This is a genomic window from Cupriavidus sp. 05T41, assembly GCF_056396525.1.
Genome location: NZ_JBFTLQ010000018.1, coordinates 1 through 23,448 on the forward strand (window position 1 = coordinate 1; position 23,448 = coordinate 23,448).

At 69.3% G+C, this 23,448-nt stretch carries 23 protein-coding genes and 1 tRNA gene; 17 read left to right on the top strand and 7 right to left on the bottom strand.

Features of this window, described 5'->3' with window-relative positions; translation table 11 throughout:
* The 8 genes from AC1DKV_RS13105 to AC1DKV_RS13140 all read left to right on the top strand — a co-directional run.
* On the top strand, positions 1–723 hold a 723-nt coding region (locus tag AC1DKV_RS13105; RefSeq protein ID WP_477137619.1), incomplete at its 5' end, for an acetate--CoA ligase family protein.
* Positions 724–777: 54 nt separating this feature from the next.
* Entirely contained in the window at positions 778–1,764 is a 987-nt protein-coding gene (locus AC1DKV_RS13110) for a tripartite tricarboxylate transporter substrate binding protein (RefSeq protein WP_441624333.1), read from the top strand.
* A gap of 37 nt (positions 1,765–1,801) precedes the next feature.
* Positions 1,802–2,686, top strand: coding sequence for an SDR family oxidoreductase (locus AC1DKV_RS13115; protein ID WP_441643362.1), 885 nt, complete (start codon positions 1,802–1,804; stop codon positions 2,684–2,686).
* A 1-nt stretch (position 2,687) separates the two neighbouring features.
* Complete coding sequence (locus AC1DKV_RS13120; protein WP_441643363.1) at positions 2,688–3,854, top strand: acyl-CoA dehydrogenase family protein; 1,167 nt, start codon at positions 2,688–2,690, stop codon at positions 3,852–3,854.
* Positions 3,855–4,041: 187 nt separating this feature from the next.
* Positions 4,042–5,292 (top strand): SpoIIE family protein phosphatase, encoded by a 1,251-nt coding sequence (locus AC1DKV_RS13125; RefSeq protein ID WP_441624338.1) that lies wholly within the window; start codon positions 4,042–4,044, stop codon positions 5,290–5,292.
* A gap of 59 nt (positions 5,293–5,351) precedes the next feature.
* Entirely contained in the window at positions 5,352–5,921 is a 570-nt protein-coding gene (locus AC1DKV_RS13130) for a SiaB family protein kinase (RefSeq protein ID WP_441624340.1), read from the top strand.
* A gap of 21 nt (positions 5,922–5,942) precedes the next feature.
* Positions 5,943–6,332 (top strand): DUF1987 domain-containing protein, encoded by a 390-nt coding sequence (locus tag AC1DKV_RS13135; protein ID WP_441624342.1) that lies wholly within the window; start codon positions 5,943–5,945, stop codon positions 6,330–6,332.
* Between the two features lie 17 nt (positions 6,333–6,349).
* The gene (locus tag AC1DKV_RS13140; protein ID WP_441624344.1) at positions 6,350–7,084 is read left to right on the top strand and encodes a GGDEF domain-containing protein; all 735 of its coding nucleotides are present in this window, start codon (positions 6,350–6,352) and stop codon (positions 7,082–7,084) included.
* 19 nt (positions 7,085–7,103) lie between these two features.
* On the opposite strand, the gene AC1DKV_RS13145 is transcribed toward AC1DKV_RS13140, so the two are convergent.
* Together AC1DKV_RS13145 and AC1DKV_RS13150 are read right to left on the bottom strand one after the other, a co-directional pair.
* Positions 7,104–8,075, bottom strand: a complete 972-nt coding sequence (locus tag AC1DKV_RS13145; RefSeq protein WP_441624352.1) for an ABC transporter substrate-binding protein — start codon at positions 8,073–8,075, stop codon at positions 7,104–7,106.
* 28 nt (positions 8,076–8,103) lie between these two features.
* Positions 8,104–9,201 (bottom strand): LLM class flavin-dependent oxidoreductase, encoded by a 1,098-nt coding sequence (locus tag AC1DKV_RS13150; RefSeq protein ID WP_441624346.1) that lies wholly within the window; start codon positions 9,199–9,201, stop codon positions 8,104–8,106.
* Between the two features lie 262 nt (positions 9,202–9,463).
* Here AC1DKV_RS13150 and AC1DKV_RS13155 point away from each other — a divergent pair, with 262 nt between their 5' ends.
* Entirely contained in the window at positions 9,464–9,721 is a 258-nt protein-coding gene (locus AC1DKV_RS13155) for a hypothetical protein (RefSeq protein WP_441624348.1), read from the top strand.
* Positions 9,722–9,795: 74 nt separating this feature from the next.
* On the opposite strand, the gene AC1DKV_RS13160 is transcribed toward AC1DKV_RS13155, so the two are convergent.
* Complete coding sequence (locus tag AC1DKV_RS13160) at positions 9,796–10,566, bottom strand: ferredoxin--NADP reductase (RefSeq protein WP_441624350.1); 771 nt, start codon at positions 10,564–10,566, stop codon at positions 9,796–9,798.
* A 391-nt stretch (positions 10,567–10,957) separates the two neighbouring features.
* Here AC1DKV_RS13160 and AC1DKV_RS13165 point away from each other — a divergent pair, with 391 nt between their 5' ends.
* On the top strand, positions 10,958–11,824 hold the full coding sequence (locus AC1DKV_RS13165; protein WP_441643364.1) for a class I SAM-dependent methyltransferase: 867 nt from the start codon (positions 10,958–10,960) through the stop codon (positions 11,822–11,824).
* A gap of 156 nt (positions 11,825–11,980) precedes the next feature.
* Here AC1DKV_RS13165 and AC1DKV_RS13170 read toward each other — a convergent pair whose 3' ends face one another.
* Complete coding sequence (locus tag AC1DKV_RS13170) at positions 11,981–12,919, bottom strand: LysR substrate-binding domain-containing protein (RefSeq protein ID WP_441620495.1); 939 nt, start codon at positions 12,917–12,919, stop codon at positions 11,981–11,983.
* A 157-nt stretch (positions 12,920–13,076) separates the two neighbouring features.
* Here AC1DKV_RS13170 and AC1DKV_RS13175 point away from each other — a divergent pair, with 157 nt between their 5' ends.
* From AC1DKV_RS13175 to AC1DKV_RS13195, 5 genes are all read left to right on the top strand, one after another.
* Positions 13,077–14,096: a tripartite tricarboxylate transporter substrate binding protein gene (locus AC1DKV_RS13175; RefSeq protein ID WP_441620497.1), complete on the top strand. Its 1,020-nt coding sequence runs from the start codon at positions 13,077–13,079 to the stop codon at positions 14,094–14,096.
* A gap of 7 nt (positions 14,097–14,103) precedes the next feature.
* Positions 14,104–15,672 (top strand): UxaA family hydrolase, encoded by a 1,569-nt coding sequence (locus tag AC1DKV_RS13180; RefSeq protein ID WP_441649855.1) that lies wholly within the window; start codon positions 14,104–14,106, stop codon positions 15,670–15,672.
* Positions 15,673–15,726: 54 nt separating this feature from the next.
* Positions 15,727–17,205, top strand: coding sequence for an NAD-dependent succinate-semialdehyde dehydrogenase (locus AC1DKV_RS13185; protein WP_441620500.1), 1,479 nt, complete (start codon positions 15,727–15,729; stop codon positions 17,203–17,205).
* Between the two features lie 61 nt (positions 17,206–17,266).
* The gene (hpaI, locus tag AC1DKV_RS13190) at positions 17,267–18,070 is read left to right on the top strand and encodes a 4-hydroxy-2-oxoheptanedioate aldolase (RefSeq protein ID WP_441620502.1); all 804 of its coding nucleotides are present in this window, start codon (positions 17,267–17,269) and stop codon (positions 18,068–18,070) included.
* Positions 18,071–18,193: 123 nt separating this feature from the next.
* The gene (locus tag AC1DKV_RS13195) at positions 18,194–19,642 is read left to right on the top strand and encodes an FAD-binding oxidoreductase (protein WP_441620504.1); all 1,449 of its coding nucleotides are present in this window, start codon (positions 18,194–18,196) and stop codon (positions 19,640–19,642) included.
* A gap of 69 nt (positions 19,643–19,711) precedes the next feature.
* Here the strand turns inward: AC1DKV_RS13195 and AC1DKV_RS13200 are convergent, their stop codons facing one another.
* Positions 19,712–20,515 (bottom strand): 5'-3' exonuclease, encoded by an 804-nt coding sequence (locus tag AC1DKV_RS13200; protein WP_477137620.1) that lies wholly within the window; start codon positions 20,513–20,515, stop codon positions 19,712–19,714.
* Positions 20,516–20,707: 192 nt separating this feature from the next.
* Between AC1DKV_RS13200 and AC1DKV_RS13205 the strand changes: the two genes are divergently transcribed.
* Entirely contained in the window at positions 20,708–20,950 is a 243-nt protein-coding gene (locus AC1DKV_RS13205; RefSeq protein ID WP_441620507.1) for a hypothetical protein, read from the top strand.
* A 325-nt stretch (positions 20,951–21,275) separates the two neighbouring features.
* Positions 21,276–21,351 (top strand) — tRNA-Met (locus AC1DKV_RS13210).
* A gap of 89 nt (positions 21,352–21,440) precedes the next feature.
* Here the strand turns inward: AC1DKV_RS13210 and AC1DKV_RS13215 are convergent.
* Together AC1DKV_RS13215 and AC1DKV_RS13220 are read right to left on the bottom strand one after the other, a co-directional pair.
* Complete coding sequence (locus AC1DKV_RS13215) at positions 21,441–22,610, bottom strand: xanthine dehydrogenase family Fe-S subunit (RefSeq protein ID WP_441620509.1); 1,170 nt, start codon at positions 22,608–22,610, stop codon at positions 21,441–21,443.
* 8 nt (positions 22,611–22,618) lie between these two features.
* Positions 22,619–23,446 (bottom strand): FAD binding domain-containing protein, encoded by an 828-nt coding sequence (locus AC1DKV_RS13220; protein ID WP_441620511.1) that lies wholly within the window; start codon positions 23,444–23,446, stop codon positions 22,619–22,621.
* Between the last annotated feature and the right edge of the window lie 2 nt (positions 23,447–23,448).

The window sequence follows — 23,448 nt, forward strand, 5'->3', positions numbered from 1 at the left end:
GCGCTGCGTGCCGCGCGCGGCCAGGCGCGCACGCTGCCGGCGCCCGCGCCGTCGTGCGCGCGCATGGACGAGTACGAGGCGAAACAATACCTCGGCGCCCATGGCGTGCCGGTCGGCGACGTGCGCGCGGCCACCACGCCCGCGGCGGCCGCGGACGCCGCGGAGGCGCTTGGCTACCCGGTGGTGGTCAAGATCCTGAGCCCCGATATCCCGCACAAGACCGAGGTGGGCGGCGTGCGCCTGCACCTCGCGGACGCCGCATCGGTCCGCGCGGCTGCCGGGGAGATTGCGGCGGCCGCGAGCCGGGCCGCGCCCGCGGCGGAGCTGCGCGGCGTGCTGGTGCAGAAGATGGAAGCCGGCGAGTGCGAGCTGATCGTCGGCGTCACGCGCGACCCCGTGTTCGGGCTTGCGATGACGGTCGGCCTGGGTGGCATCTTCACGGAGGTGTTCCAGGATGTGTCGCACCGCCTGCTGCCGGTGGACCAGGAGATCGCGCACGCGATGCTCGCCGAGCTGCGCGGCTATCGGCTCATGACCGGCTACCGCAACCGCCCACCCGCCGACGTCGAGGCGGCGGCGCGCGCGATCGCCGCGGTTTCCGATGCCGCCCTCGCGCTGGGCGACACGCTCTCGGAGCTGGAGATCAACCCGCTGCTGGTCAAGGCGGCGGGCCACGGCGCGGTGGCGCTCGACGCACTCGTTCTCCAGGAGCACCACGACTGAAACCGCGCGCAGTACCTCGCTGATCGGAACCACAAAATCAAGACGGAGACACCGATGAAACCAGCAGCCTTCGATCGCAAACGCCGCCAGACCATGTTGACGCTGGCGCTCGGCACTGCCCTGCCGGCGCTCTCGCGGCACGCGGCAGCGGCCGCATTCCCGGCCCAGCCGGTCACGCTCACCGTGCCCTTCGGCGCGGGCGGCGCCACCGACACCGTCATCCGCGCCCTGGCGGAAAGCGCGGGCAAGACCCTGGGCAAGCCCGTGATCGTCGAAAACCGCCCGGGCGCGTCCGGGCTGCTCGGCGCGAACCTGGTGGCGCGCGCCCGCCCCGACGGCTATACGCTCACCGTGATGCCGGAGCCGGTCTTCCGCCTGCCGCACCTGCAGAAGACGCAGTTCGACCCGCTCCAGGACTTCACCTACATCATCCATCTCAGCGGCTATCCGCTCGGCGTGGCCACGCGCAGCGAAACGCCCTGGAAGACCTGGCAGGACCTGGTCGAGGACGCCAGGCGGCGCCCCGGCAAGATCAGCTACGGCACCACCGGCACGGGCGGCACCATGCACGTGACGATGGAGGAGATCTGCCAGAAGGCGGGCATCCAGCTCAACCACGTGCCCTACAAGGGCGAGGCGGAGATCATCACGGCGACGCTCGGCGGGCACATCGACCTGGGCATCACCGCGGGCACCATCGGCAGCTACGTCGATGCCGGCAAGGCGCGCTGGCTGGTGCTGTGGACGGCCCGGCGTTCGCGCCACTGGCCCGCCGTGCCCACGCTGCGCGACCTCGGCATCGATATCGTCTCGACCGGCCCGTTCGGCATCGCCGGCCCGCGCGACATGGACCCGCAGGTGGTGCGCGTGCTGCACGACGCCTTCAAAAGCGCGCTCTACGAGCCGTCCACGGCCAGGCTGCTCGACCGGCTCGACCAGGAAATGGCGTACCTCGACAGCGCCGACTACACGGCGTTCGCGCGCCAGCGCTTCGAGAGCCAGGGCAAGCTGGTCAAGCGGCTGGGACTGAGCGCCGGCTGAACGACATCCATCGCGAATCCAACCGAAAGGACAAGGCATGCAATACCGATCCGTATTCCACCGGGACCTGTTCGCCGGGCAGACGGTGCTGATCACCGGTGGCGGCAGCGGCATCGGCCGCTGCACGGCGCACGAACTGGCCAGTCTCGGCTGCCGGCTGGCGCTGGCCGGGCGCAAGCTCGAGAAGCTGGAGCAGGTGCGCGCGGAGATCGTCGCCGCGCAGCCGGATGCTACCGGCCGGGTCAGCGTGCACGCCTGCGACATCCGCGATGAAGCCCAGGTGCGCGACACCGTGGCCGCGGCGCTGGCGGCACATGGCCGCATCGACGGCCTCTTCAACAATGCCGGGGGCCAGTATCCGTCGGCCCTGCGCGATATCAGCCTCAAGGGCTGGGAAGCCGTGGTGCGCAACAACCTGACAGGCGGCTTCCTGGTCGCGCGCGAATGCTTCACGCAATGGATGGAGGCCAACGGCGGCGCCATCGTCAACATCATCGCCGACATGTGGAACGGCATGCCGGGCCTCGGGCACTCCGGCGCGGCGCGCGCCGGCATGTTGTCGTTCACCGAGACGGCCGCGTGCGAATGGGCGGCGTCGGGGGTGCGCGTCAATGCGGTGGCGCCCGGCTGGATCGCCTCTTCCGGCTTCGATACCTACCCCGAGGCGTTCCAGCAGAAAATCCGGCAACTCGGGCGCAAGGTCCCCCTGCAGCGCCTGGGCACCGAGGCGGAGGTCTCGGCCGCCGTGGTATTCCTGCTCTCGCCGGCGGCGGCCTTCATCACGGGATCGACGCTGCGCGTGGATGGCGGCGTGCCCAATGCCAAGCACACCTGGCCGCTGCCCGAGCACCGGCGCTCGGTGCCGTTCGACGGCTTTCCGCTCTACCAGGCACCGCAATGCCTGGACCCGTCCGCACAATGAGATGCCCAGCCACGATATGATCCTGCAGCCGCCGAACCCCCGTTACTACACCGCCGAGCACGAGGCCTTCCGCGCCTCCGTGCGGCGCTTCTTCGACAAGGAAGTCGCGCCCAATGCCGAGGCCTGGGACGAGGCCGAGAGCTTTCCGCGCGAGCTCTACCGCAAGGCCGCCGAGGCGGGCCTGCTGCAACCCGGCTTTCCCGAGGCCTATGGCGGCGCGCCCTGCGACGCGTTCTATCGCATGATCCTGTTCGAGGAGCGCGCCTGGGGCGGCTCCGGCGGCATCGCGTCGGGGCTGTTCTCGCACACGATCGGCGCGCCGCCGATCGCCGCGGCCGGCAGCGAAGCGCTCAAGGCCAGGGTCCTGCCGCAGATCCTCGCGGGCGAGAAGATCTCCGCGCTCGCCATCAGCGAACCCGCGGCGGGCTCCGACGTCGCGCACCTGGCCACCACCGCAAGGCGCGACGGGGATCACTACGTGGTGAACGGCACCAAGCTGTACATCACCTCGGGCATGCGGGCCGACTATTTCACCGTGGCGGTGCGCACCGGCGGCCCGGATGCCAGGGGTGTTTCGCTGCTGCTGATCGAGCGCGATACCCCGGGCTTCACGCGCACGCCGCTCAAGAAGATGGGCTGGTGGGCTTCCGACACCGCGCAGCTGTTCTTCGAAGACTGCCGGGTGCCGGCGGAGAACCTGATCGGCGAGGAAGGCAAGGGCTTTGCCGCGATCATGAAGAACTTCAATCATGAGCGCCTGGCGCTCGCGGCGGCGGCTTGCGGCTACGCGCAGGTCTGCTTCCACGACGCGCTGGCGTGGGCGCGCGAGCGGCAGACGTTCGGCAAACGGCTGGTGGAACACCAGGTGGTGCGGCACCAGTTCATCGATATGGCCACCCGTATCGAATCGACGCGCGCCATGCTGGACGACCTGGCCAGCCGGCTCGACGACGGCGCGGCGCCGGTGGCGCAGATCGCCATGGCGAAGAACCTCGCCACGCAGACCTTCCAGTTCTGCGCCGACCGCGCAGTCCAGTTGCTCGGCGGCATGGGCTATATGCGCGGCAGCCGGGTGGAGCGCCTGTATCGCGAGGTCAAGGTGATGATGATCGGCGGCGGCGCCGAGGAGATCATGAAGGACCTGGCCGCGCGGCAGCTCGGCCTCTGAAGGCGCGCCCGCCACTCCGCCGCGCGAGCCCGTCGCAGCGGGCCGGCGCGTGCCGGCGCGTGTCGGCGGCCGGAGCGGTCCTTCTTGAAATACCCCCGTAAATCCCCTCTTTTCTTCAAACCGTCACAAAGCCGACATACGCCACTCCTAGAATCGGCGGTTTCCAAATCATCCGGATTCCCTGGCGATGTCTGACGTTCCGGCCGGTTCCAGTGGGGTTGAAACCCGTGCAGGGCGTGCCCGCTTCCGGCAGCCTTGCGCGGAGGATCTGTGCGCCGCCACGCCATCCGTGACCACGGAGCAGACCAACCAGGACGTCCTGGATGTCTTCGGCAAGCACCGCGACCTGGACAGCCTGCCGGTGACCGAGGATGACAGGCCGATCGGGCTGATCAACCGCGCGATCTTCATGTCGCAGATGAGCAAGCCCTATCACCGGGAACTGTACAACCGCAAGAGCTGCATCGCCTTCATGGACAAGGAGCCGCTCGTGGTGGACGCGGCCATGAGCATCGAGGCGCTCACCTTCAAGGCGGTGGAATACGGTGAAAAGGCGCTCGCGGACGGCTTCATCATCGCGCGCGACGGCCATTTCCTCGGCCTCGGGCGTGGCCTGCAGCTGATGCGGGTGGTGGCCGACATGCAGGCGGAGAAGAACCGCCAGATCATGCACAGCATCGACTACGCCAGCATCATCCAGCGCTCGATGCTGCGGCCCTCGCGCGAGGCCATGGCCCGCACGCTCGGCGATGCCGGGCTGGTGTGGGAGCCGCGCGACGTGGTGGGCGGGGATTTCTATCACTTCGCGGCATTCGAGGACGGCTGGTTCGCGGCCCTGGCGGATTGCACCGGGCACGGCGTGCCGGGCGCCTTCATGACGCTGATCGCCTCGTCCATCCTGACGCAGGCGATCGAGCAGCGCGGCCCGCGCGACCCCGGCGCGCTGCTGATGGCGGTCAACCGCGGCATCAAGCAGATGCTCGGCCAGGTGGAATGCAACGGCGATACGCCTGAATCCAATGACGGCCTGGACGCGGCCTTCTTCTGGTTCGACAACGCCAGCCGGCGGCTGTCCTTCGCGGGGGCGAAGAGCTCCCTGTTCGTGCTGCATGCGGGCGACGACGACGGCGAGATGGTGGACGGCGAGCGCATGGGCGCGGGCTATGTCGACACCGGCATGGATTTCGCATGGCGCAACCGCACCGTGCAGACCGCGCCGGGCAGCCTGGTGTTCGTGACCACCGACGGGCTGGTCGACCAGATCGGCGGGCCCAAGGAGATCGCCTTCGGCAAGCGCCGTATCCGCGAGGCGGTGCGGGCCGCCCGGCTCGAGCCGGCCGCGCGCATCAACCAGGCCGTGCTGGCGCAGTACGGCGCCTGGCAAGGCCAGCAGAGCCGCCGCGACGACCTCACCTTCTTCTGCTTCCGCGTTCAATAGCCGGGAATGCGTGGCGGGGCCTGACAACAACGCCGATGACAACGTCGATGACAACGCCGATGAGCGGTACTTCGATTGACCATGAATACGGGGCCTTCTTCGAAATGGCCCGGGAACGCAACGTGATCTTCTACTACGTGGGCTATTTCTCCCAGAACATCATCGCTGCCATGTCGGACGCGGTGCGGCTTCAGCTGGCGGTCAGCGGCGTGGACAACGGCACGCGGCGCAAGCTGTTCTCGTCGTTCGTGGAGATGGCGCAGAACATCGTCCATTACTCGTCTGACGCGCTGACGCCACCCACGCAGGACACCAACCAGCTGCGCCACGGCTCGGTGTGCATCAGCATGATCGACGAGCGCTACCGCCTGATGTGCTCCAACCCCGTGGCGATCTCGCGCGTGGCACAGCTGCGCGCCGCGCTGGAGCCGCTGCGCACGATGACGCTGGACCAGATCAAGCAGGCCTACAAGGAGACCATGCGGGCCGAGGCACCCGAGGGAAGCAAGGGCGCCGGCCTGGGCTTCCTGACCGTGGCGCGCGACGCCAGCGCGCCCCTGGAGTACAACTTCCAGCCGATCGACGCCGATCCGGCTTCGACCATGTTCCACCTGGTCGCCACGATCTGAGCAGGACGAGAAAAGAACGTCATGGAAAACCTGTTCATCGCCGCAACCCCCTCCTCGCCCGAGGTGAATCTCGACTTCGCGCGGCATACGCTGTCGCTCAAGGGCGAGTCCTATCCCGAGAACGCCGCCGTGTTCTACGGCGATGTGATCGTGCGCCTGCGCAAGTACCTGGCCGCCTGCGAGGACACCGAGGTCACCGCGCATGTGGCGCTGACCTACTTCAACAGCTCCAGCACCAAGGTGCTGTTCAGCATGTTCGACGCCATGAACGACGCCGCCGACAAGGGCAACCACGTGATCGTGAACTGGTACCACGACGTCGACGACGACACCATCCTGGAGTTCGGGCAGGAGCTGCACGCCGATTTCCCTGCCATCGAGTTCATCGACCACGCCACCACCGCAGGCTGATACGCGCCGATCCGCCGATGTCCGAGCCTGATCTTTTCGAGTCGGAGAACAGCGCCCTGGCCGGGGCGCGCGCGGTCTTCGGCGACCCGCGCGCCAGCGCCGAGGCGTACCGCCGCACGCTTGGCGAGCTGATTGGCCACTACGAGCGGCTGATGCGCGAGACGCGGCGCCTGATCCGGCGCAGCGACCGCGAGGAACTGGAAATGAACCGGCTCAACCAGCGCCTGCAGGAGCTGGCGCGCGAGCTTGCGTTCCGCGCCACGCGCGACACCCTCACCGGCGCGCTCAACCGCGGCGCGGTGATCGAGCAGGCCGGCATGGTCCTGGCCGGCGGCAGCATGGCGCTGATCGTGCTGGACATCGACCACTTCAAGCGGGTCAACGACACACTCGGCCACCCGGTGGGCGACGCGGTGATCCGCGGCATCACCGACTGCCTGGCGCAGGCCGTACTGGATGCGGGCACCGTCGGGCGCATGGGCGGCGAGGAGTTCGCGGCCTTGCTGCCGGCGCGCTCGCTCGCCGCCGCGATGGAACTGGCCGACCGCATCCGCCTGCGCATTGCGGCCTGTGTCTTTGCCGAGGCGCCCGGGCTGCAGGTGACGGCGAGCTTCGGCGTGAGCTGGAACCCGCGCGGCACCAGCTTCGAGCACGCCTACGGGCGCGCCGACGAAGCACTCTACGAAGCCAAGCGCAGTGGCCGCAACCGGGTGGTGTGCGCGCTGGCGCCCGAACCCGTCCTGCCGCTCTGAGCGCCGGGCCGGCGGCTGGCTACGCCGCCGCCTGGGCGGCCAGCGGGAAGCCCGTATCGAAGGTGGTGCGCACATCCAGCCGCTGCCGGAGCAAACCCGCCTTCAGGTAGAAATCCGCCGTGCGCTGCTGCTCCGCGATCAGCGTGGCATCGATATTGCGCCACTGCGTGCGGCGCCGCTCGAACTGCAGCCGTGCCGCTTCGGGCGGGATGCCGATGATGCGCGCCAGCGCCGCGGAGAAGCCATCCACATGCTGGTAGGACCACGCCTGCGCGCGCGCCGCGCGCTGCAGGAAGTCGCGCAGCACTTCGCGCCTGGCAGCCAGCGCGCTGTCGGTGGCGGCCAGGTAGCTCAGGCCCGACCACAGGCCGCGGCCGTTGACCAGCACGCGCGCGTGCCCGCTGGTCTCGGCCAGCGCGGTGTAAGGCTCCCACGTGGCCCAGGCATCGATCGAGCCGTTGACCAGCGCCAGCTTGGCGTCCGCCGGCGGCAGGAAGCGCAGGTTGGCGTCCTCCGGCTTGAGCCCCGCCGATGCGAGCGCCTTGAGCGTGACGAAGTGGCCGATGGAGCCGCGGTTGGTGCCGATGTTCTTGCCGCGCAGGTCCGCCGCGGTCTTCAGGGGCGAATCCGCGCGCACCAGGACGGCGGTGCCGAACGGGTCCGAGCGGTTGGCGCCGATGATCTTGATGGGCGTGCCCGCGGCCAGCGCGAAGATGACCGGCGCGTCGCCGATGGGGCCGCAATCCACCGCGCCGGCGTTGAGCGCTTCGGCCAGTGGCGCGGCGGCGGGAAACTCCGTCCACTGGATGTCGTAGGACAGGTTCTTCAGTTCGCCCGCGCTCTCCAGCAAGGCGCGCAGGCCGCCCTTCTGGTCGCCGGCCTTGAGCACGGGACGCGCCTGCGCCGCCGCGGCCAGCGGCAGCGTGCCGCTTGCCACTGCCACGCCCGCCGCCGCGCCCAGGCGCAGGAATTGTCTTCTGGATGCCGTCATGTTGCGGTTCGTCATATGCCTGTCGTCGTCACGCCGCGCGGCGCCCGGCGCCGGTTGCCGCCTCGCGCTGCGCCACCAGTTCGCGCACGCGCGGGATCAGCTCGCGGCCGTAGTCCACCGCGTCTTCCAGCGGATCGAAGCCGCGGATCAGGAAGGTGGTGACGCCAAGGTCGTAGTAGTCCAGCAGCGCATCGGCCACCTGTTCGGGCGTGCCGACCAGCGCGGTCGAGTTGGAGCGTGCGCCGGTCAGCTTCGCGATCTCGGTCCACAGGCGCTTGTCCACGCGCGGGCCCTGCCCGGCCGCGGCCAGCAGGCGGCGCGCGCCTTCGCTTTGCTGCGGGCCGCCCTGCCCCAGGCCCGCCGCGTCGCGCAGGCTGCGCGTCTGCGCGAGGATGCGCTCGGCGCGCTCCCAGGCCAGCGCTTCGGTCTGCGCCAGGATCGGGCGGAACGAGACCGAGAAACGCACCTGCCGGCCGTTCTGCGCGGCCTGGGCACGCACGCGCGTGGTGATGTCGCGCACCTGGTCCAGCGATTCGCCCCACAGCGCGTAGACATCGGCATGACGCCCGGCGACCTCGATGGCGGCGTCCGAGGCGCCGCCGAAGAAGACCGGCACATGCGGGCGCTGCGCTGGCTTGACCTCCGAGAAGCCCTGCGTGAAGCGGTAGTACCTGCCTTCATGATCGAACGGTTTGTCCTCGGTCCAGATGCGGCGCAGGATGCCGAGGTACTCATCGGTGCGCGCGTAGCGCTCGTCATGGCTGAGGAAATCGCCGTCGCGCTGCTGCTCCGAGTCCGAGCCGCCGGAGATGAAATGCACGCCGAGCCGGCCGCCGCTGAACTGGTCGAGCGAGGCGATCTGCCGCGCCGCCAGCGTGGGCGCGGTAAAGCCGGGCCGGTGCGCCAGCATGAAATGCACGCGCTCGGTCACGGCCGCCGCGTAGGAAATGGTGAGCGTGGCCGAGGGCCCGGTGGAGTGATGTGGCACCAGCACGCGGTCGAAGCCGGCCTGTTCGTGCGCCTGCGCGAAGGCTCGCACATAGTCGCGATCCACCACCGGCCCGCTGGCCGGATGGATCTCCGACTGCTTCTGGGTCTGGATCATGCCAATGATTTCCACGCTCATCGAAGACTCCTGTTCCTGGTTCGGGATGCGGCGGCATGGGCGATGGGCCCGGTCCGCGCGGACAAGCCGTGAACATACGCCGCGCCTGCGCGGTTCTTAACGAATAAGAACGCAAGTGAATATGCGGTTCACGCCAGGGCGCCCAAAGCCGGTGGGCGCATATCGATGGGCAGTTTCCTTCTTTGCGCCGGCGCTCAGGCGCGCGGTAGCCTGCCGGGCGCGAGGCATGACGGCCTTGCCGGCAAAGCGGGGAAGCAAGGCAATGGAACGAACGACGGAACAAGCGAGCGCGATCGCGCAAGGGGCGGCAGGCCCCGTACCGGCTGACGAAGCGGGTGGTCCGGCGTGCGCGGGACATGGCGTGCGGCGCGGCGCCTGGCGCGGGCGCGCAGGCGCGGCCGCAGGCGCGGCGGGACTATGCCTGGCGCTGGGAGCGGACTCGGGATGGATGCAACTGGCGGGGGTCTTCCTGACCACCCTGGGCATGCACTTCTGGGTGATGTCCCGCCAGCAGGCCTAGCCGCCGGGAAAAACCCCGCCGGGAAGCGAGGGCGACATCCCTGTCGCCCGTCGTATCAGGTGTGAGCGGCAGGCTCAGCCGACGAAGGCCTTTTCCAGCACAAAGTGGCCCGGGTGGTTCATATTGCCTTCGACGAAGTGCTGCTCGACCAGGATGTTGCGCACATCCTTGAGCATGTCGGGGCTGCCGCACAGCATGATGCGGTCGTTCTCGAGCGAGAACGAGGGCACATCCAGGCGCTCGAACAGTTCGCCCGAGGCGATCAGGTCGGTGATGCGGCCCTGGTTGTCGAATTCCTCGCGGGTCACGGTGGGGAAATACACCAGCTTGTCGCGCACCAGTTCGCCCAGGTATTCATGCTGCGGCAGGTGCTCCTGGATCAGTTCGCGGTAAGCCAGTTCCTCGACGAAGCGGCAGGTGTGGGTCAGCACGATCTTGTCGTAGCGCTCGTACACTTCCGGGTCGCGGATGATCGACAGGAACGGGGCCAGGCCGGTGCCGGTGGCCAGCAGCCACAGGGTCTTGCCAGGCAGCAGGTTGTCGACCAGCAGCGTGCCGGTGGGCTTCTTGCCGACGAAGATCTGGTCGCCTTCGCGCAGGTGCTGCAGGCGCGAGGTCAGCGGGCCGTCAGGCACCTTGATGCTGAAGAATTCCAGCGTTTCCTCGTAGTTGGCGCTGGCGATGCTGTAGGCGCGCAGCAGCGGGCGGCCGTTGACCTCCAGGCCCACCATGGCGAACTGGCCGTTCTCGAAGCGGAAGCCAGGATCGCGGGTGCAGGTGAAGCTGAAGAGCGTGTCGGTCCAGTGGTGGACGGAGAGGATGCTTTGCTGGTTGAGATTGCTCATGAAAAAGGCGCTGGAGAGCGCTTTGTAGCGCCGGCGTCGAAGGGCCTCGTGCCAATGGCGGGCGAAAGCTTGCCGGTTGCGTTCAACAAGGCGGCTCCGGTCCGAAGGCTGGAAGACACGCCGACTCAAAAGTGAGAAAGATAGCGGATTTTAGGAGAAAACGCAGGCCGCGTGCCAATTCATGCCCGATAACATGGTCTTATGCGGGTTTCGGGGCGTCCGCACCGGCGTTTTTCGCGCGCCTTCGCGCTGCCCGCCCTGCTTTGCGGTGATCCAAAAGACACTTATGCATGCTTGACACGATGCAGCACCGCGTCCGGAATCGTGTGCGATGATGCACTTCAGCACGCCGCGCGGCCGCCGCCGCGCCCTGCCTCAGACAAGGAACACCATGATCCAGATGTCTTCACTGCACATCCCGGCGCGCAAAGCCGTGCTGCTGGCGTGCGCCGCCGCGCTCGGCCTGGCGGCCGGTGCCGCCCGCAGCGTCGGGGCCGCGGGCGGCGATGCCGCGCTGGCCGCGGCCATTGCCGGCCCGCAGCGCAGCGCGGCCAATAAAGCGCGCGACGCCTGGCGGCATCCGCGCGAGACGCTGCGCTTTTTTGGCCTGCAGCCAGGCCAGACGGTGGTGGAGATCGCACCGGGTGGCGGCTGGTACACGGAAATCCTGGCGCCCACGCTGCGCGAACACGGCAAGCTGTACGCCGCGCACTACGCGGTGGGGCCGGCCAGCGAGGAAAGCATGAAATCGAGGGCGAACTTCGCGCAAAAGCTGGCGCGCGATCCGGCCAGCTACGACAAGGTGGTGGTCGGCACGCTGCCGCTGCGCAGTGCCGGCGATTTCGCCCCGGCCGGCAGCGCCGACCTGGTACTGACCTTCCGCAATATCCACAACTGGATCAAGGATGGCCACCTGGACGAGAGCCTGCGCGCCTTCCATGCGGTGCTCAAGCCCGGCGGCGTGCTGGGCGTGGAGGAGCACCGCGCCCCGCCGGGCACGTCGCTGGAGCAGATGATCGCCACCGGCTATGTCACCGAGGATTTCGTGATCGACCACGCGCGCGCGGCGGGCTTCGCCCTGGCCGGCCGCAGCGAGATCAACGCCAACCCGCGCGACGACCACGACCACCCCGACGGTGTGTGGTCGCTGCCGCCCACCTTGCGCGGCGGCGATCGCGACCGCGCGGCCTTCCAGGCCATCGGTGAATCGGACCGCATGACGCTCAAGTTCGTCAGGCCGCCCGCGAGCCAGCCTTAGTCTCGCCGCCGTGCGCTCATCCGTGGCGCCGGCGCAATCTCCGGAAACCGCCCGGCCAGCCAATTCCGCCCGCCGCGCAAGGGGGTGGCGAACGATCGGGTCCGGCCGGATTCGCCCGCGCGAGGCGCGAAGCAGGCGACTATCGAGGCCGCGATATCAGGCGGCAAGTTGCGCCGCGGCCGCGCGCAGGCACGCCACCAGCTGGACGCTGCTGGGCGTGGGCCGGCCTTCGCGCAGCGTGATCACGCCGACCGGCGGCAGTTCCAGCGACAGGTCCATGGCCAGGACGTGGACGCGCTCCTCGCGCTCGAGCTGCCGCGCCACGGAGCGGGCGAGGAAGCCCACCGCCTCGCCCTGGCCGACGAAGGTGCTGATGGCCAGGTAGGACGAGGATTCGATCAGGTCGGTGGGCGGCTGCAGCCCATGGCGGTAGAACTCCTGCTCGATCTTGACGCGCAGCGATGCCCACGGCGGCGGCACCACGCACGGCACGCCGGCCAGGTCCGGCCAGCCCGGACGCCGCTTGCGCGCCAGCGCGTGACCCTTGCGTACCACCGCCACCATGGGCTCGTTGTAGAGCGCTTCGGTGAGCAGGTCGGGCGCCGCGTAGCCAGGCTCGAGCCGGCCCACGATCAGGTCCAGCTCGCTCAGGCGCAGCTTGGGCAGCAGGTGCGGCAGGTCGCCCTCTTCGACCAGCACGGTGGCCTGTGCCGAGCGCTGCTTGAGCAGGCTCACGGCCTGCGCCAGCAGCACCGGCAGCGCGGCGCCCATCGATCCCACGCGCGTGCGGCCGGCGGCGCCGCTGGCCTCCGCGGCGATCTCGTCGCGCGTGCGCTCGTATTGCGCCAGCACCGAGCGGGCAAAGCGCACCAGCGATGCGCCCGCCGGCGTGGGCTCGGTGCCGCGCGTGGAACGCGTGAACAGCGTGAGGCCGAGCGTCTTCTCCACTTCGGTGAGCATCTTGGACACCGCCGGCTGGCTCACCGAGAGGAAGTCGGCGGTGTGACCGAGGTGGCGGAACTCGTCCAGCGCCACCACCAGTTGCAGGTGGCGCAGCTTGATATTGGAGCGCAGGGCGCGGTCGATCTGGGGCATGGACCGATTCTACTTAACTTTCAGGTTATGAAGCCATTCCGATCTTTGATTGGATTGTTATGAAGCGGACCCCCACAATCGGGCCTCGCCGATGCGCAACCGTTGCTGCGCGATCCATCCGGCCCACGACACCTATAACGACCTGCGAGGACGACACATGACCGCACCCCACGGCTTCAATCCCGGACGCCGCCGCCTGCTCATCGGCGGCGCCGCTGCCACCGCTGCCTCGGTCTCGGGCGCCGGCCTGCTGCTGCCGGCCCTGGCCCGGGCCGCCGCGTACCCGGAGCGGCCGATCACCTTCATCTGCCCGTGGCCCGTGGGCGGCACGGCCGACCAGTCCATGCGCGCGCTGTGCCAGGTGGCTTCGGTCGTGCTCAAGCAGTCGATCGTGGTGGAGAACCGCGCCGGCGCCTCGGGCATGATCGGCACCAAGGCACTGGCGCGCGCGAAGCCGGACGGCTACACCATCGGCCAGGTGCCGATCTCGGTGACGCGCTTCTCGCAGCTCGGCATGCTGCAGATGGACCCGCGCAGCGAGCTGACCTACCTGGCGCGCACCTCCGGCCAGACCTTCGGCATCGCGGTGCCGGCGGGTTCGCGCTTCAAGTCGCTCGGCGAAGTCGTGGCCGAGGCCAAGGCGCACCCCGGCAAGCTCACCTACGCGCATGCCGGCATCGGCGGCGCCACCCACGTGGGCATGGAAGAGTTCGCGCAGGCCGCGGGCATCCGTTTCAATGCGATCGCCTACAAGGGTGGCGCGCAGGCCCTGCAGGATGTGCTGGCCGGGCAGGTCGACCTGCTGGCCGATTCCAGCTCGTGGGCGCCGCACGTGGAAGCCGGCAAGCTGCGCCTGCTGGCCACCTGGGGTGCCCAGCGCACGCCCCGCTTCAAGGACACGCCCACGCTCAAGGAGCTTGGCTACAACGTGGTGGTGGAAGCGCCCAACGGCATCGGCGCGCCGGTGGGACTGGACCCGGCCATCGAGAAGACGCTGCGCGATGCGTTCCGCCAGGCCGTGGCCAGCAAGGAATTCCAGCAGGTGGCGGCGCGCATCGACGCGCCCGTGATGTACCTGGACGGCCCGGAATACAAGCGCTACGTCAGCACGGTGTACGAACAGGAGACCCACCTGATCCAGCGCCTCAAGCTCAAAGAACTGCTGCAACAAGGTTGACCGCCCCGTGAACACTGCCGCCCCCGCCACGCCCGCCACGCCCGCCACGCCCGCAGCCCCCGGCTGCCTGATCCGCCTGCACGCGAACGACAACGTGCTGATTGCCCGCGATGCGCTCGCGCTTGGCCAGAGCCTGCCCGGGCTGGGACTGCGCGTGCGCGCCCAGGTGCCGGCCGGGCACAAGATCGCCGCCTGCGCGATCGCCAAGGGCACGCAGATACGCAAGTTCGATACCGTGATCGGCGTGGCCGCGCGCGATATCGAGGCCGGCGACCACGTGCATTCGCACAACCTGGCGCTGGTGGACTTCTACCGCGACCCGGCCTTCTGCGAGGACGTGCGGCCGGTGGATTACGTGCCCGAGGCCGAGCGCGCCACCTTCATGGGCTTCGTGCGGCCCGACGGCCGCGTGGGCACGCGCAATTTCATCGGCATCCTGTCTTCGGTGAACTGCTCGGCCACGGTGATCCGGCATATCGCCGACCATTTCACGCCGCAGCGCATGGCGGCCTATCCCAACGTGGACGGCGTGGCGGCCTTCGCGCAGAGCAGCGGCTGCGGCATGTCGTCGCCCAGCGAACACTTCGACGTGCTGCGCCGCACGCTGGCGGGCTATGCGCGCCACCCCAACCTGGCCGGCGTGCTGATCGTCGGACTGGGCTGCGAGCGCAACCAGGTGGCGGCGCTGGTGGAATCGCAGGGCCTGGTGCCCGGCAGCCACGTGCGCACCATGGTCATGCAGGAAGTCGGCGGCACGCTCGCCACCATCCAGGCGGGCATCCGCGCCATCGAGGAAATGCTGCCCGAAGCCAACGCCGCGGTGCGCCAGCCGGTGCCGGCCAGCCACCTGAAGATCGGCCTGGAGTGCGGCGGCTCGGACGGCTTCTCAGGCATCAGCGCCAATCCGGCGCTGGGCGCGGCGATGGACATCCTGGTGCGCCACGGCGGCACCGCCATCTTGTCCGAGACCCCGGAAATCCATGGCGTCGAGTACATGCTCACGCGCCGCGCGGTAACCCCGGAGGTGGGCCAGAAGCTGCTCGACCGCCTGGCCTGGTGGGAGCGCTACACCGCCGGGCAAAACGCGCAGTTCAACGGCGTGGTGGGCCACGGCAACCAGCAGGGCGGGCTGGCGAACATCTTCGAGAAATCGCTGGGTTCGGCCATGAAGGGCGGCACCACGCCGCTGCAGGCCGTCTACGAATACGCCGAGCCCATCGACCAGGCGGGCTTTGTCTTCATGGACTCGCCCGGCTACGACCCGGTGGCCGCCACCGGCCAGATCGCCAGCGGCGCCAACCTGATCTGCTTCACCACGGGGCGCGGCTCCATGTTCGGCTCCAAGCCAGCGCCCACCATCAAGCTGGCCAGCAACACGCCGATGTACACGCGCCTGGAAGGCGACATGGACATCAACTGCGGGCTGGTGCTGGACGGCGAGCTGAGCGTGGCCGAGATGGGCCAGCGGATCTTCGAGCATATCCTGCGGGCCGCCTCGGGCGAGGCAACCAAGAGCGAAGCGCTGGGCCTGGGCGACAACGAGTTCGTGCCCTGGCACCTGGGCATCGTCAGCTGAGTCCCCGCCCAAACGCGCGCCAAACCCGAACAACCCCTGAATCCCGGCAAGCCCATGACCTCGCTTCCCCTGTCCTATCCCGCGCTGCTGCGCACCGGCAACTTCATCCAGGGCGCATGGTGCGCCAGCGATGCCGGCCAGCGCTTCGACGTCCGTAACCCGGCCACCGGCGCCGCCTTCGCCTGCGTGCCCGACAGCACCGCCGCCGACGCGGCGCGCGCCGCCGATGCCGCGCATGCCGCCTTCCCGGCCTGGAGCCGCCGCCCGGCGCGCGAGCGGGCGCAACTGATCAAGCGCTGGCACGCGCTGATCCTCGAGCACCGCGACGACCTGGCAAGCATCATCTCCAGTGAGCAAGGCAAGCCTCTGCAGGAGAGCCGCGGCGAAGTGCTGTATGGCGCGTCCTATGTGGAGTGGTTTGCGGAGGAAGCCACCCGCATCAGCGGCGAGATCGTGGCCGAGGCCGTGCCCGGGCGCAAGATGCTGGTGCTCAGGGAGCCGGTCGGCGTGGTGGCGGCGATCACGCCGTGGAATTTCCCGCTGGCCATGATCGCGCGCAAGATCGCGCCGGCGCTGGCCGCCGGCTGCACGGTGGTGGCCAAGCCGGCGGAGGACACGCCGCTGACCGCGCTGGCGCTGGTCTACCTGGCCGAGCTGGCGGGCTTCCCCGCGGGCGTGCTGAATATCGTCACCGCCTCGCGCGAAGGCACGCCGGCGGTGGTGGACAGCTGGCTGGCCGACAGCCGCGTGCGCAAGATCACCTTCACCGGCTCCACGCCGGTAGGCAAGCACCTCGCGCGCGAATCCGCCGGCACGCTCAAGAAGCTCTCGCTGGAGCTGGGCGGCAACGCGCCCTTTATCGTGTTCGACGATGCCGACCTCGATGCCGCGGTCGACGGCCTGATGGCGTCCAAGTTCCGCAACGGCGGCCAGACCTGCGTGTGTCCGAACCGGGTCTACGTGCAGGCCGGCGTGCACGACGATTTCGTCGAGCGGCTGGCGCTGCGCGTGGCGGCGCTGCACGTGGGCCCGGCCACCGAGGAAGCGGCCCAGATCGGCCCCATGATCAATGCCCGCGCGGTGGAGAAGATCGCCCGCCACGTGGAAGACGCCGTCGCCAAGGGCGCGCGCCTGGTGGTCGGCGGCGAACGCGTGCGCCGCAACGACGGCCCGCACTACTACGCGCCCACCGTGCTCACCCACGCCACCCCGCACATGGCCCTGTCCAGCGAGGAGACCTTCGGCCCGGTGGCCGCCGTGTTCCGCTTCACGCACGAAGACGAAGTGGTGCGCGACGCCAACGACACGCCGTTCGGCCTGGCGGCCTACTTCTACTCCAGCGACGTGCGCCGCATCTGGCGCGTGGCGCAGGCGCTGGAGACCGGCATCGTCGGCGTCAACGAAGGCGCCATTGCCTCCGAGGCGGCGCCGTTCGGCGGCGTGAAGGAATCGGGCTACGGCCGCGAGGGATCGCGCCACGGGCTGGATGACTACATGCACACCAAATACATCTGCCAGGGCCAGTTGGGCTGAGAGGCGCGCTAAACTTCAGGCCACCCACCGCCGCAACCCGACCAACACCATCCGGAACATCATGCCCGCAAACAACCCCTTCAAGGCCGCGCTCGCGGCCGGCAAGCCCCAGATCGGCCTGTGGCTGTCGATGGCATCGCCCTACCTGGCCGAAGTCTCGGCCACGGCCGGCTTCGACTGGCTGCTGGTCGACGGCGAGCACGCGCCCAACGAGCTGGGCGACATGCTGCATGCGCTGCAGGCGATCGCGCCCTATCCCTCCCAGCCCGTGGTGCGCGCGGTGGCGGGCGAAGTGCCGCTGATCAAGCAGTTGCTCGATATCGGCGCCAAGAGCCTGCTGGTGCCGATGGTGGATACCGCCGAGCAGGCGGCCGCCATGGTGGCTGCCACGCGTTATCCGCCGCAGGGCGTGCGCGGCGTGGGCAGCGCGATCGCCCGGGCCTCGCGCTGGAGCGCGCGCACCGACTACCTGGCGGTGGCCGACGATGAGATCTGCCTGCTGGTGCAGGCCGAGACCGTGACCGCGCTGAAGAACCTGCCAGCCATCTGCGCGGTGGACGGCGTGGACGGCGTGTTCATCGGCCCGGCCGACCTGGCCGCGTCGATGGGCCACCGCGGCAACCCGGGCCATCCCGAGGTGCAGGCCGCCATCGAGGGCGCCATGCGCACCATCGTCGCCAGTGGCAAGGCCGCCGGCACGCTGACCTCCGACACCAGCCTGGCCCGGCGCTACCTGGAGCTGGGCTGCACCTTCGTGGCCACCGGCGTGGACGTGATGCTCTATGCCGGCGCGGCGCGCCGCCTGGCCGCGGAATTCATCGGTTCCGCCGCGGCGCCGGCCGCCGGCCCTTCGGCAGCCTACTGAACGCCGCCCGCCAACCGGCTCATTTCCCGCTCAACCTCCGCTCTCCGCTCTCCTGAGCGCCCGGCCGCGCGCGACACCCGCGCGCGCGCCGCGCCTGCCCTCCTGGCCACGCCACACACCGACATGCCTGCCACCACCCCCGACCACAGCCCCGCAACCACGCTCGAAGCCATGCGCGCCATCGTCGGCGCCGGCGCCTGCCTCAGCGGCGACGCCGACACCGAAGCCTTCGTCACGGACTACCGCCGCCTCTATCGCGGCAAGGCCCAGGTGGTCGTGCTGCCCTCCACCACCGAGCAGGTCAGCGCGGTGATGGCGTGGTGCCACGCGCACGACGTGCCGGTGGTGCCGCAGGGCGGCAACACCTCGCTGATGGGCGGCGCGGTGCCGGACGCCAGCGGCAGCGCCGTGGTGCTCAGCCTGGCGCGCATGAACCGCGTGCTGGCGGTGGACACCGTCAACGACACCATGACCGTGCAGGCCGGCGTGACGCTCAACGCGGCGCGCACCACCGCCGAGCAGGAACAACGCCTGTTTCCGCTGCGCATCGGCTCCGAGGGCTCGTGCCAGATCGGCGGCAACCTGGCCACCAACGCGGGCGGCACCGCCGTGCTGCGCTACGGCAATATGCGCGACCTGGTGCTGGGCATCGAGGCGGTGCTGCCCGATGGCCGCATCTATTCGTCCCTGCGCGGGCTGCGCAAGGACAATACCGGCTACGACCTCAAGCAGCTTTTCATCGGCTCGGAAGGCACCCTCGGCATCATCACGGCCGCCGTGCTCAAGCTGATGCCGCTGCCGCGCGCCAGCGCCGTGGCCCTGGTGGCGGTGACGGACCCGGAGGCCGCGGTGCGGCTGCTGGGCCTGGCCAAGCAGCATGGCGGCCAGGCTGTCACCGCCTTCGAGCTGATCTCCGCGCCGGCGCTCGAGCTGGTGCTGGAATACCTGGGCGACGTGGCCTCGCCGCTGTCCGGCCAACCGGCCTGGATGGTCCTGATCGAGCTGACCTCCGGCGGCAGCAGCGAAAGCCTGGATGCCACCCTGATGGAAATCCTGGAAGCCGGGCTGGAGCAGCAACTGGTGCAGGACGCGGCAGTGGCCGCCAGCGTGGCGGATGCGCAGTCCTTCTGGCGCATCCGCGAGGAAATCTCGGACGCGCAGACCCGCACCGGCGGCAGCATCAAGTGCGATGTCTCGGTGCCGCTGTCGCGCATCGCCGCCTTTATCGGCGAGGCGTCGGCCAGGGTGCTGGCGCTCGAGCCGGCCGCGCGCATGGTGATCTACGGCCATATGGGCGACGGCAACGTGCACTTCAACCCGCTGCGGCCCAGGGACACCAGTGCGGCGGATTTCCTTGGCCGGTGGTATGCGCCCATCACCGAGGCGGTGGACTCGCTGGCGCACGCCGAACATGGCTCGATCTCCGCCGAGCACGGCATCGGCGTGGCCAAGCGCGACGACCTGAAGCGCTACAAGTCGCCGGTGGAGCTGGAGCTGATGTGGCAGGTCAAGCGCGCGCTCGACCCCAAGAACCTGCTCAACCCGGCCAAGATGCTGCCCGCGCTCGACTAGGCGAGGCCGCGGGCACGGCATGCGCAAGGCGTGCGCAGGGCATGCGGGAGCCACGTCGCGGCATCGCCGCTAGGCCTGCTCGGGCAGCCGCAGCATGTTCCATGTGAGCCCGAGCTGCGAATCGGTCCTGAGCGAAAGCAACTGGCGCGACAGGCGCGCGAGATGGGCCTGTTCCGCCAGGTTCTTGCCGATCACGCCCTTCTCCTCGCCCGCGTTGGCAAGCACGCCTTCGAGGTCGCCGTACTGCACCAGGAGCCGGGCGGCGGTCTTGGCGCCGATCTTGCTGATGCCGGGGATATCGTCCGAACTGTCACCCAGCAGGGCAAGATAGTCCGCCAGCTGGTGGCTGGCCACGCCGAACTTGTCCATCACGTAGGTCTCGTCGAACCAGGACCGCTCGCCGTTCTTCGCGGTGGCGAAGTGGTTGCGCACGACGGCGCCGTCGGCGATGAGCTGGAGCACGTCCTTGTCGGTGCTCACGGGAATCGCCGCGCCGTCCTTGGCGGCAATCCAGCGGTAGTAGGCGGTGCCGATGATGTCGTCGGCCTCGTAGCCGTCGATGGCGACGGTCTGCAGGCCCAGCACCTCGGTCAGCGTCAGGCGGAAATCGGGAATCACCTCGGCCAGTTCGGGATCCATGGGCTTGCGGTGCTGGCGGTACTGCGGGTACAGATCGTGGCGCCAGGTCTTGCCGCCGGCGTCGAAGGCAGCCAGCGCATGCGTGGTGCGGCACTCGGTGAGCGCGCGCCGGAACGAGGCCAGCGCCGAGATCACGGCGCCCTCGACCTTGGCCGGGATGTCTTGCGCCGGGTTGGCCTCGTAGACGCGGCGCAGGATGTTCAGGCCGTCGATCAGCAGGAGAGTTTGCGTCATTGTGCTTGTGGTGCATCTTGCGTCAGACCCTCTATTCTGACGTGCCGGGCCGGCGGCGCAACCGCGCCGCGCGGCGCGCAGCCGCGCAGGCCGGCATAAAACAGCGACGGCACCGGCGGGATTGGCGAGAACCCGGGCTTGCGCGCGCGCCTCAGTCCGTCTAGTCTGAGCAAATCCAACCCGCGCCCGGAAATGAACAACAATCACGACACCCGACAGGCAGTAATCGACGCCCTGCAGAAAACGGGCACCCCGATGGATGCATATCAGGTCGCCAAGGCCGCGGGCGTAAGCCCGATCCAGGCCGCGCGCACGCTGACCAAGCTCAGCACCAAGGGCATCGTCCAACCCCAGGATCCGCTCAGCGGGGAAGCCGACCTGTCGGCCCGGTTCACGCTGGCGCCCGTACAGAAGGCGGACGGCAGCACCGGCTAAGTCTGCGTTCCCTGCGCGAGTGGGGATCCTGCGATCCTTTGTGGCCGCTTGTGGCCGCCTATGGCCGCTTGGTGCCTCTTGTGAGCGCCTTGCGGCCCCTGAGCCGGCGGCATTTTGCCTGCGCAGCAGCGGCCGGGCGCTTCCCCGCACGCCTCGACGTTGACCGCGAATGCGGTTTTTCCCACTTCGTACCGCGCAGATGCCGGGCGTTTCGGGATCTTTGCGCGCTGGAACGGCTGAATTCACGCCCCACTCCCACCTGCGACGAAAAAAGAAAATCCAATGAGGACTTTCCATTACGCCCCGATCCGGGTATATTTCGTTTCGCGGGGTGGAGCAGTTGGCAGCTCGTCGGGCTCATAACCCGAAGGTCGCAGGTTCAAGTCCTGCCCCCGCAACCAGATTCCCAAAGCCCGTACGGTTCACCCCGTACGGGCTTTTTGCATTGGGCTTTTTGCCTTGGCCGGCCGCGCCGGCGCGGCCGCCCGCCTCAATCCCCGCCCGCGCCGAACAGGCGCTTCACGCGTTCCCACATCACGCCGAGCATCATGGCCACCGGGTTCATGGTCGCCGCCTTGCTCCGCTCGCTCTCCGAGAGCGACGGATCCATCCTGCGGGTGACGTTCTTGCCGAAGTCCGCCATCATGCGCCGCACGAAATCGCGCACCAGGCCCGAGCGGGAAAACTGCGCGAGCGGGCCCTGCAGGGAGTACTGCAGGTCGATCAGCACCTCGGTCTCGGCCGGCGAGACGGCCTTGAGCACGTAGGTGATGTCGCCGGCCGCCTTGGAGTTGCTCAGCGAGTCCTGGCCGGCGCCCTTGAGCACCCCGCGCCGGTTCTGCTCGTCGCGCTCCAGCCGCGCGGCGCCGTTGAAGCGCGCGGCCATGGGGCCGAACTTGATGGCCACATGGCCCTTGACGCGCTCGCCGTCCTGCTCGGTCAGCGCGGCGCCAGGCAGGCAGCTCGCCACGGCCGGCAAGTCCGCCATGAAGCGCCATACGTCGTCGACCGGGAACGGCACCTTGAAGCCGCCGTCGATGCGCGACCAGCCCTTCTTGTCGGCACTGCGCCCCGACTCTTCCGGGGCCGGGGCCGCACCCGCGGCGACCGCGGCGCCATCGGCGTCCGGCGTGAAACAGGCGAAGCCGCGGGGCGTGCCCCCTGGTGCCGCCTGCGCTGCGTTTGCCGCGGCGGGTGGCTGCCGCTGCGCCAGCACGGAACGGATCGCGGCCACGATGCCCATGTAGCCGGTGCAGCGGCACAGGTTGCCGGACAGCTCGTGGCGGATGGTGGCCTCGTCGGCATGCGGCAGGCGCAGCACGATATCGCGCGCGGTGGCCAGCATGCCGGGCGTGCAGTAGCCGCATTGCAGCGCGTGATGCTGGTTGAAGGCCACGCGCAGTTCGCGCATCACGGGATCTTCGTCATAGCCTTCGATGGTCACCACCTTGCTGCCGGCGCAGCCGGCGGCGAAGGTGATGCAGGAACGCACCGGCTTGTCGTCCACCAGCACGGTGCACGCGCCGCACACGCCGTGCTCGCAGCCGAGGTGGGTGCCGGTAAGGCCCTGGCCGTCGCGCAGGAAGTCGCCCAGGTGGGTACGGTGCGCGCAGGCACCGCTGGCGGCGCGGCCGTTGATGGTCAGTGCAATGGTTTCCACTGCGGCCCTCAGTTGAAAAGTTGTTCGATGCAGCGCGTCGCCGCGGTGCAGTAGAGCTTGCGGTCGATCGCGTCCTTGCCTGGCGTGGCCTGGGCCACGGCGGCAGCGATGGCCTGCGCGTCCAGCGCGGCTGGACCGCGCGTGGCGACCTCGCGCGCCAGCCCGGGCAGCAGCGCGGGCGCGCCGTCGAGCGCGCCGAGCACGATGCGGGCGAAGCGCGCGGAAGGATCGAAATACGCGGCGCAGCTGGCTTCGGCGAACTCGCCGGTCTTGCGGCACAGCTTGTGGTATCCCCAGCGCGCGCCATCGCCCTGGCGCGGCACGTGCACGGCGGCGATGACCTCGCCCTCGCCAAGCGCGGTGGTGTAGGCGCCCAGCATGAACTGCGTCATCGGCACCATGCGTGTGCCGGCCGCGCTGGCCAGCTCGATATCGGCGCCCAGCGCGGTCAGCGCCACCACCCAGTCGGCGGCGGGATCGGCATGGGCAAGGCTGCCGCCGATGGTGCCGCGGTTGCGGATGGCGCGGTAGGCGATGCCGCGCGCCACGGACTGCAGCATGGCGCCGCGCAGCTCGGCGAAGACGCCGTCCTCGATCTGCGCGTGCGTGACCGCCGCGCCGATACGCACACGCTGGCCCTGCGGCCCGACCGTGCGCAGCTCTTCGAGCTTCGACAGGTCATAGATGGTGTCGGGCCGGGTCAGGCGCAGGTTGAGCATGGGGCCCAGCGACTGGCCTCCGCCCATGACCTTGGCGTTGTCGGTGCGCTGCGCCAGTTCGGCGCAGGTGGCGGCCAGCGTGGGGGCCGCGTGATAGGTGAATGCAGCTGCTTTCATGG

What these genes read in the sequence shown, in the direction of transcription:
- AC1DKV_RS13110 (WP_441624333.1), top strand. Translation starts at nt 778, where the DNA reads ATGAAACCAGCAGCCTTCGATCGCAAACGCCGCCAGACCATGTTGACG.
- AC1DKV_RS13115 (WP_441643362.1), top strand. Translation starts at nt 1,802, where the DNA reads ATGCAATACCGATCCGTATTCCACCGGGACCTGTTCGCCGGGCAGACG.
- AC1DKV_RS13120 (WP_441643363.1), top strand. Translation starts at nt 2,688, where the DNA reads ATGCCCAGCCACGATATGATCCTGCAGCCGCCGAACCCCCGTTACTAC.
- AC1DKV_RS13125 (WP_441624338.1), top strand. Translation starts at nt 4,042, where the DNA reads ATGTCTGACGTTCCGGCCGGTTCCAGTGGGGTTGAAACCCGTGCAGGG.
- AC1DKV_RS13130 (WP_441624340.1), top strand. Translation starts at nt 5,352, where the DNA reads ATGAGCGGTACTTCGATTGACCATGAATACGGGGCCTTCTTCGAAATG.
- AC1DKV_RS13135 (WP_441624342.1), top strand. Translation starts at nt 5,943, where the DNA reads ATGGAAAACCTGTTCATCGCCGCAACCCCCTCCTCGCCCGAGGTGAAT.
- AC1DKV_RS13140 (WP_441624344.1), top strand. Translation starts at nt 6,350, where the DNA reads ATGTCCGAGCCTGATCTTTTCGAGTCGGAGAACAGCGCCCTGGCCGGG.
- AC1DKV_RS13145 (WP_441624352.1), bottom strand. Translation starts at nt 8,075, where the DNA reads ATGACGGCATCCAGAAGACAATTCCTGCGCCTGGGCGCGGCGGCGGGC.
- AC1DKV_RS13150 (WP_441624346.1), bottom strand. Translation starts at nt 9,201, where the DNA reads ATGAGCGTGGAAATCATTGGCATGATCCAGACCCAGAAGCAGTCGGAG.
- AC1DKV_RS13155 (WP_441624348.1), top strand. Translation starts at nt 9,464, where the DNA reads ATGGAACGAACGACGGAACAAGCGAGCGCGATCGCGCAAGGGGCGGCA.
- AC1DKV_RS13160 (WP_441624350.1), bottom strand. Translation starts at nt 10,566, where the DNA reads ATGAGCAATCTCAACCAGCAAAGCATCCTCTCCGTCCACCACTGGACC.
- AC1DKV_RS13165 (WP_441643364.1), top strand. Translation starts at nt 10,958, where the DNA reads ATGATCCAGATGTCTTCACTGCACATCCCGGCGCGCAAAGCCGTGCTG.
- AC1DKV_RS13170 (WP_441620495.1), bottom strand. Translation starts at nt 12,919, where the DNA reads ATGCCCCAGATCGACCGCGCCCTGCGCTCCAATATCAAGCTGCGCCAC.
- AC1DKV_RS13175 (WP_441620497.1), top strand. Translation starts at nt 13,077, where the DNA reads ATGACCGCACCCCACGGCTTCAATCCCGGACGCCGCCGCCTGCTCATC.
- AC1DKV_RS13185 (WP_441620500.1), top strand. Translation starts at nt 15,727, where the DNA reads ATGACCTCGCTTCCCCTGTCCTATCCCGCGCTGCTGCGCACCGGCAAC.
- hpaI (WP_441620502.1), top strand. Translation starts at nt 17,267, where the DNA reads ATGCCCGCAAACAACCCCTTCAAGGCCGCGCTCGCGGCCGGCAAGCCC.
- AC1DKV_RS13195 (WP_441620504.1), top strand. Translation starts at nt 18,194, where the DNA reads ATGCCTGCCACCACCCCCGACCACAGCCCCGCAACCACGCTCGAAGCC.
- AC1DKV_RS13200 (WP_477137620.1), bottom strand. Translation starts at nt 20,515, where the DNA reads ATGACGCAAACTCTCCTGCTGATCGACGGCCTGAACATCCTGCGCCGC.
- AC1DKV_RS13205 (WP_441620507.1), top strand. Translation starts at nt 20,708, where the DNA reads ATGAACAACAATCACGACACCCGACAGGCAGTAATCGACGCCCTGCAG.
- AC1DKV_RS13220 (WP_441620511.1), bottom strand. Translation starts at nt 23,446, where the DNA reads ATGAAAGCAGCTGCATTCACCTATCACGCGGCCCCCACGCTGGCCGCC.